The sequence below is a fragment of the Saccharopolyspora sp. 7B genome (assembly GCF_020177435.1).
GTDB classification, from domain to species: domain Bacteria; phylum Actinomycetota; class Actinomycetes; order Mycobacteriales; family Pseudonocardiaceae; genus Saccharopolyspora_C; species Saccharopolyspora_C gregorii.
The window spans coordinates 12,906-17,615 of sequence record NZ_JAIUKC010000012.1; the positions used below are offsets into that span (position 1 = coordinate 12,906).

The 4,710-nt window shown below is 68.9% G+C and carries 10 protein-coding genes; all 10 read right to left on the minus strand.

Annotation, left to right across the window (positions count from 1 at the left end):
• Positions 1–148 precede the first annotated feature (148 nt).
• The 10 genes from rplO to rplN all read right to left on the minus strand — a co-directional run bounded on the left by rplO (position 149) and on the right by rplN (position 4,494).
• Entirely contained in the window at positions 149–598 is a 450-nt protein-coding gene (gene rplO, locus LCD33_RS02330; protein ID WP_224956641.1) for a 50S ribosomal protein L15, read from the minus strand.
• A 2-nt stretch (positions 599–600) separates the two neighbouring features.
• A complete protein-coding gene (gene rpmD, locus LCD33_RS02335; RefSeq protein ID WP_224956643.1) occupies positions 601–783 on the minus strand; it encodes a 50S ribosomal protein L30 in 183 nt (60 codons plus the stop codon).
• 1 nt (position 784) lies between these two features.
• Positions 785–1,396 (minus strand): 30S ribosomal protein S5, encoded by a 612-nt coding sequence (rpsE, locus tag LCD33_RS02340; protein ID WP_184476393.1) that lies wholly within the window; start codon positions 1,394–1,396, stop codon positions 785–787.
• Between the two features lie 42 nt (positions 1,397–1,438).
• Entirely contained in the window at positions 1,439–1,843 is a 405-nt protein-coding gene (gene rplR / locus LCD33_RS02345) for a 50S ribosomal protein L18 (RefSeq protein ID WP_255614166.1), read from the minus strand.
• Between the two features lie 2 nt (positions 1,844–1,845).
• A complete protein-coding gene (rplF, locus tag LCD33_RS02350) occupies positions 1,846–2,385 on the minus strand; it encodes a 50S ribosomal protein L6 (protein ID WP_224956647.1) in 540 nt (179 codons plus the stop codon).
• 12 nt (positions 2,386–2,397) lie between these two features.
• On the minus strand, positions 2,398–2,796 hold the full coding sequence (rpsH, locus tag LCD33_RS02355; protein ID WP_184476384.1) for a 30S ribosomal protein S8: 399 nt from the start codon (positions 2,794–2,796) through the stop codon (positions 2,398–2,400).
• A 221-nt stretch (positions 2,797–3,017) separates the two neighbouring features.
• Positions 3,018–3,203: a type Z 30S ribosomal protein S14 gene (locus LCD33_RS02360; protein ID WP_184476381.1), complete on the minus strand. Its 186-nt coding sequence runs from the start codon at positions 3,201–3,203 to the stop codon at positions 3,018–3,020.
• A 42-nt stretch (positions 3,204–3,245) separates the two neighbouring features.
• Positions 3,246–3,809 carry a 50S ribosomal protein L5 gene (gene rplE / locus LCD33_RS02365; protein WP_224956649.1) on the minus strand — a complete coding sequence of 188 codons (564 nt, stop codon included), beginning with the start codon at positions 3,807–3,809 and terminating at the stop codon, positions 3,246–3,248.
• 2 nt (positions 3,810–3,811) lie between these two features.
• Positions 3,812–4,126, minus strand: a complete 315-nt coding sequence (gene rplX / locus LCD33_RS02370) for a 50S ribosomal protein L24 (RefSeq protein ID WP_224956651.1) — start codon at positions 4,124–4,126, stop codon at positions 3,812–3,814.
• On the minus strand, positions 4,126–4,494 hold the full coding sequence (rplN, locus tag LCD33_RS02375; RefSeq protein WP_224956653.1) for a 50S ribosomal protein L14: 369 nt from the start codon (positions 4,492–4,494) through the stop codon (positions 4,126–4,128). Before rplN ends, rplX begins: the two co-directional genes overlap by 1 nt.
• Positions 4,495–4,710: the final 216 nt, after the last annotated feature.

Consider the following 4,710-nt stretch of genomic DNA (forward strand, 5'->3'; position numbering starts at 1 on the left):
CGGGGCCGGCCGCCCCCCCCCCCCCCCCCCCCCCCCCACCCCCCCCCCCCCCCCCCCCCCCCCCCCCCCCCCCCCCCCCCCCCCCCCCCCCCCCCCCCCCCCCCCCCCCGCCGGCCCCCCGCCCCCCACGACCGGATCACCGCGTCGTTCAGCTGTCCAGCTTGGTCGCCGAACCGCCCGCGGCAGTGATCTTCTCCTGCGCGCTGCCGGTGAAGGCGTGCGCGGTGACGTCCAGCTTGACGCCCTCCAGCTCGCCGCCACCGAGGATCTTCACCAGTTCGCCCTTGTTGGCGAGACCGGCCGAAATCAGCTCGTCGAGACCGACGGTGCCGCCGTTCGGGAACGCAACGGCCAGGCGGCCGAGGTTCACGCCCTGGTACTCCACGCGGTTGCGGTTCTTGAAGCCGCGAAGCTTCGGCAGCCGCATGTGGATCGGCATCTGCCCGCCCTCGAAGCGCGGGGAGACGGTCTTGCGAGCCTTGGTGCCCTTGGTACCGCGGCCCGCGGTCTTGCCCTTGGAACCCTCACCACGGCCGACCCGGATCTTGTCCCGGTTCGAACCCGGCGCGGGCCGCAGGTCATGGATCTTGATGACCATGATCAGTCGACCTCCTCAACCGTCACCAGGTGGTGCACGGCCTTGATCAGGCCACGCGTGTTCGCGTCGTCCGGGCGAACAACCGACTGGCGGATCTTGCGCAGCCCGAGGGTGCGCATGCTGTCCCGCTGGTTGCTCTTGGTGCCCACCAGACCACGCGTCTGAGTGATCTTCAGCTGTGCCACGTCACGCCCCCTGACCGGCACGGGCGCGCAGCATGAACGCGGGAGCCACGTCCTCCAGCGGCAGACCGCGGCGGGCCGCGACCTCCTCCGGACGCTGCAGGCTCTTCAGCGCCGCCACGGTGGCGTGCACGATGTTGATCGGGTTGTCGCTGCCCAGCGACTTGCTCAGCACGTCGTGCACGCCGGCGCCTTCCAGCACCGCGCGCACCGGGCCACCGGCGATGACACCGGTACCGGCGCTGGCCGGGCGCAGCATGACGACGCCTGCGGCGTCCTCACCCTGCACCGGGTGCGTGATCGTGCCGCCGAGGCGGGGGACGCGGAAGAAGTTCTTCTTCGCCTCCTCCACGCCCTTGGCGATCGCCGCGGGCACTTCCTTGGCCTTGCCGTAGCCGACACCGACCATGCCGTCGGTGTCACCGACGACCACGAGCGCGGTGAAGCTGAACCGCCGGCCGCCCTTGACGACCTTCGCGACGCGGTTGATCGTCACGACGCGCTCGAACTGCATGCTCTTCTCTTGGGCCGCCCCGCCACGGCCACCGTCGCGGCGGTCCCGGCGGTCTTTGCCGCCGGACTCCGAACCGCCGTCACGCCGAGTGCGTCCAGGCATCAGGCGTCCCTCTCGATCGTTGTCATCTCAGTCGTACGCATGTCAGAACTCCAGGCCGCCCTCGCGAGCGGCATCGGCCAGCGCCGCGACGCGGCCGTGGTAGGCGTTGCCGCCCCGGTCGAACACGACCTTCTCGACCCCGGCGTCCTTGGCGCGAGCCGCAACCAGCTCGCCGACCTTGGTCGCCTTGGCCTTCTTGTCGCCCTCGAGGGTGCGCAGGTCGGCTTCCATGCTGGAGGCCGACGCCAGCGTGTGACCCGCGACGTCGTCGATGACCTGCGCGACGATGTGCCGCGTGGACCGGGTCACGACCAGGCGCGGACGCGCAGGCGTGCCGCTGATCTTCTTGCGGAGCCGGAAGTGGCGGTTGGCGCGGGCGATCCGACGCACGGTCGAGATGTCCTTGCCCACGGGCTTGCGCTTCGTAGCAGTGGTTGTCTCGCTCATGGTCACTTACCCGTCTTTCCGACCTTGCGGCGGATGGTCTCGCCGGCGTACCGGACGCCCTTGCCCTTGTACGGGTCGGGGCGGCGCAGCTTGCGGATCCTGGCTGCGACCTCGCCGACCAGCTGCTTGTCGATGCCCTTGACCGACAGCTTGGTGGCGCCGTCGACCGCGAACTCGATGCCCTGCGGCGGCTCGATCACGATGGGGTGGCTGTAGCCCAGGGAGAACTCGAGGTTCGATCCCTTGAGCAGCACGCGGTAACCCACGCCGTGGATCTCGAGGTTCTTCTGGTAACCCTGGCTGACGCCGAGCACCATGTTGTTGACCAGGCTGCGCGAAAGACCGTGCAGCGAGCGGCTCTCCCGCTCATCGTCCGGCCGCTTGACCAGGACCGACCCGTCGTCATCCTTCTCGACGATGATGGGCTCGGCGATGTTCTGCTCCAGGGTGCCCTTCGGCCCCTTGACCGTCACCGCCTGCCCGTCGATGGTGACCTCGACGCCGGAGGGCACGGTGATCGGAAGCTTCCCGATGCGCGACATGCTCCTCCTCCCTTACCAAACGTAGGCGAGGACTTCCCCGCCCACGCCTTGCTTGATGGCCTGCCGGTCGGTCACCAGACCACCCGACGTGGAAATGATCGCGATGCCCAGTCCGCCGAGAACCTTCGGCAGGTTGGTGGACTTCGCGTAGACCCGCAGGCCGGGCTTCGAGACCCGTCGCAGGCCGGCGATGCTGCGCTCCCGGTTCGGGCCGTACTTGAGCTCGACGACCAGGTTCTGGCCCTTCTCGCCCTGCTCGGCACGGGAACCCGTCACGTAACCCTCGCGCTTGAGGATCTCGGCGATGTTCGCCTTGAGCTTCGAATGCGGCATCACGACCTCGTCGTGATAAGCCGAGCTTCCATTCCGCAGACGCGTCAGCATGTCTGCGATGGGATCGGTCATCGTCATGGTGACCTGGTCCACCTTTCTCACCCGGTTCCGACGGACCCGGACGCGCCCCGCGCTGCGGGAGGTCTGGATCCTGGCCTAGGCGAAGTCGGATCACGCCTGCTCGATCGGCAGGCTCATGTCAGCGGCGCGCACGCGCGCCCGCCCGCCGAAGCGGGCAAAAGACCTGGTGGTGCCCGCCGAGCGTACCCGTCACCGGGTGGCGCTCAGCGGGCGGGCACTCACCAGGAAGACTTGCTCACGCCCGGCAGCTCGCCGGCGTGCGCCATCTCGCGGAAGCACACGCGGCACAGGCCGAACTTGCGGAAGACCGACCGCGGACGCCCGCAACGCTGGCAGCGGGTGTAGCCGCGCACCTTGAACTTGGGCTTGCGGGCGGCCTTGTTGATCAGCGCCTTCTTGGCCATCGGCTCAGTTCTCCTTGTTTCGACGCCCAGCGATACCCGACATCACTGCTCCTTGAACGGGAAGCCCAGGTGGCGCAGCAGCCGCCGGCCTTCCTCATTGGTGGTGGCCGTGGTCACCACGGTGATGTCCATACCGCGAGGACGGTCGATCGAGTCGGGGTCGATCTCGTGGAACATCGACTGCTCGTTGAGCCCGAAGGTGTAGTTGCCGTTGCCGTCGAACTGCTTCGGCGACAGGCCGCGGAAGTCACGGATGCGCGGCAGCGCGATGGTGACCAGGCGGTCGACGAACTCCCACATGCGGTCGCCGCGCAGCGTGACGCGCGCACCGATCGGCATGCCTTCGCGCAGCTTGAACTGAGCGATGGACTTGCGGGCCCGGCGGATCTCGGGGCGCTGACCGGTGATGATGGTCAGGTCGCGGACCGCGCCTTCGATGAGCTTGCTGTCCCGGGCGGCGTCGCCGACACCCATGTTGACGACGACCTTGACGACGCCGGGCACCAGCATGGGGTTCGCGTACTCGAACTCCTGCTGCAGGGCCGGGCGGATCTCGTCGCGGTACCGGGTCTTGAGCCGGGGGACGATCTTCTCTGCGGTAGTCATGATCAGATGTCCTTCCCGTTGCGGCGAGAGACGCGGACCTTCTTGCCGTCCTCGCCGATCCGGTAGCCCACGCGAGTGGGGTTGCCGTCGGAGTCGACCACCATCACGTTGCTCACGTGGATGGCCGCTTCCTGGGTGACGATGCCGCCGGACTGCGCACCGCGTTCGGTCCGGGAGACCTTGGTGTGCTTCTTGATCCGGTTGACGCCCTCGACGAGGACGCGCTCGCGCTGCGGGTAGGCCGCGATGACCTTGCCCCGGGCACCCTTGTCCTTGCCGGAGATCACGACGACCGTGTCGCCCTTCTTGATCTTCATCACAGCACCTCCGGCGCGAGCGAAATGATCTTCATGTACTTCTTGTCGCGCAGCTCGCGGCCGACGGGGCCGAAGATGCGGGTCCCGCGCGGACCACCGTCCGGCTTGATCAGCACCGCGGCGTTCTCGTCGAACCGGATGTACGAGCCATCCGCGCGGCGCTTCTCCTTCTTCTGGCGGACGATGACGGCCTTGACCACATCGCCCTTCTTCACACCGGCACCCGGAATGGCTTCCTTCACGGTGGCGACGATGACGTCACCGATACCCGCGTAGCGCCGGCCGGAACCACCGAGGACGCGGATCGTGAGGATCTCCTTGGCCCCAGTGTTGTCAGCGACGCGAAGTCGCGACTCCTGCTGGATCACGTCTGACTCCTGACCCTAAGTGCCCGCACCCTGCGCGCGGACACACTCTGGCGCGCCAAATTTCCGACCTGACGCGCGCGGTCATCACCCGAAGCGGGGGGGGGGGGGGCCCCCCCGCGCCCCCCCCCCGGGGGGGGGGGGGGGGGGGGCCGGGGCCCCCCCCCCCCCCCGCGCCCCCCCCGGGGGGGGGGCCCCCGGGGGGGGGGCGAAACGAGA

Bases quoted from the DNA above. Each gene is read 5' to 3' on its own strand.
- rplF (WP_224956647.1), bottom strand. From the start codon at position 2,385: ATGTCGCGCATCGGGAAGCTTCCGATCACCGTGCCCTCCGGCGTCGAG.
- rpsE (WP_184476393.1), bottom strand. From the start codon at position 1,396: ATGCCTGGACGCACTCGGCGTGACGGCGGTTCGGAGTCCGGCGGCAAA.
- rplO (WP_224956641.1), bottom strand. From the start codon at position 598: ATGGTCATCAAGATCCATGACCTGCGGCCCGCGCCGGGTTCGAACCGG.
- rplX (WP_224956651.1), bottom strand. From the start codon at position 4,126: ATGAAGATCAAGAAGGGCGACACGGTCGTCGTGATCTCCGGCAAGGAC.
- rplE (WP_224956649.1), bottom strand. From the start codon at position 3,809: ATGACTACCGCAGAGAAGATCGTCCCCCGGCTCAAGACCCGGTACCGC.
- rplR (WP_255614166.1), bottom strand. From the start codon at position 1,843: ATGAGCGAGACAACCACTGCTACGAAGCGCAAGCCCGTGGGCAAGGAC.
- rpsH (WP_184476384.1), bottom strand. From the start codon at position 2,796: ATGACGATGACCGATCCCATCGCAGACATGCTGACGCGTCTGCGGAAT.
- LCD33_RS02360 (WP_184476381.1), bottom strand. From the start codon at position 3,203: ATGGCCAAGAAGGCGCTGATCAACAAGGCCGCCCGCAAGCCCAAGTTC.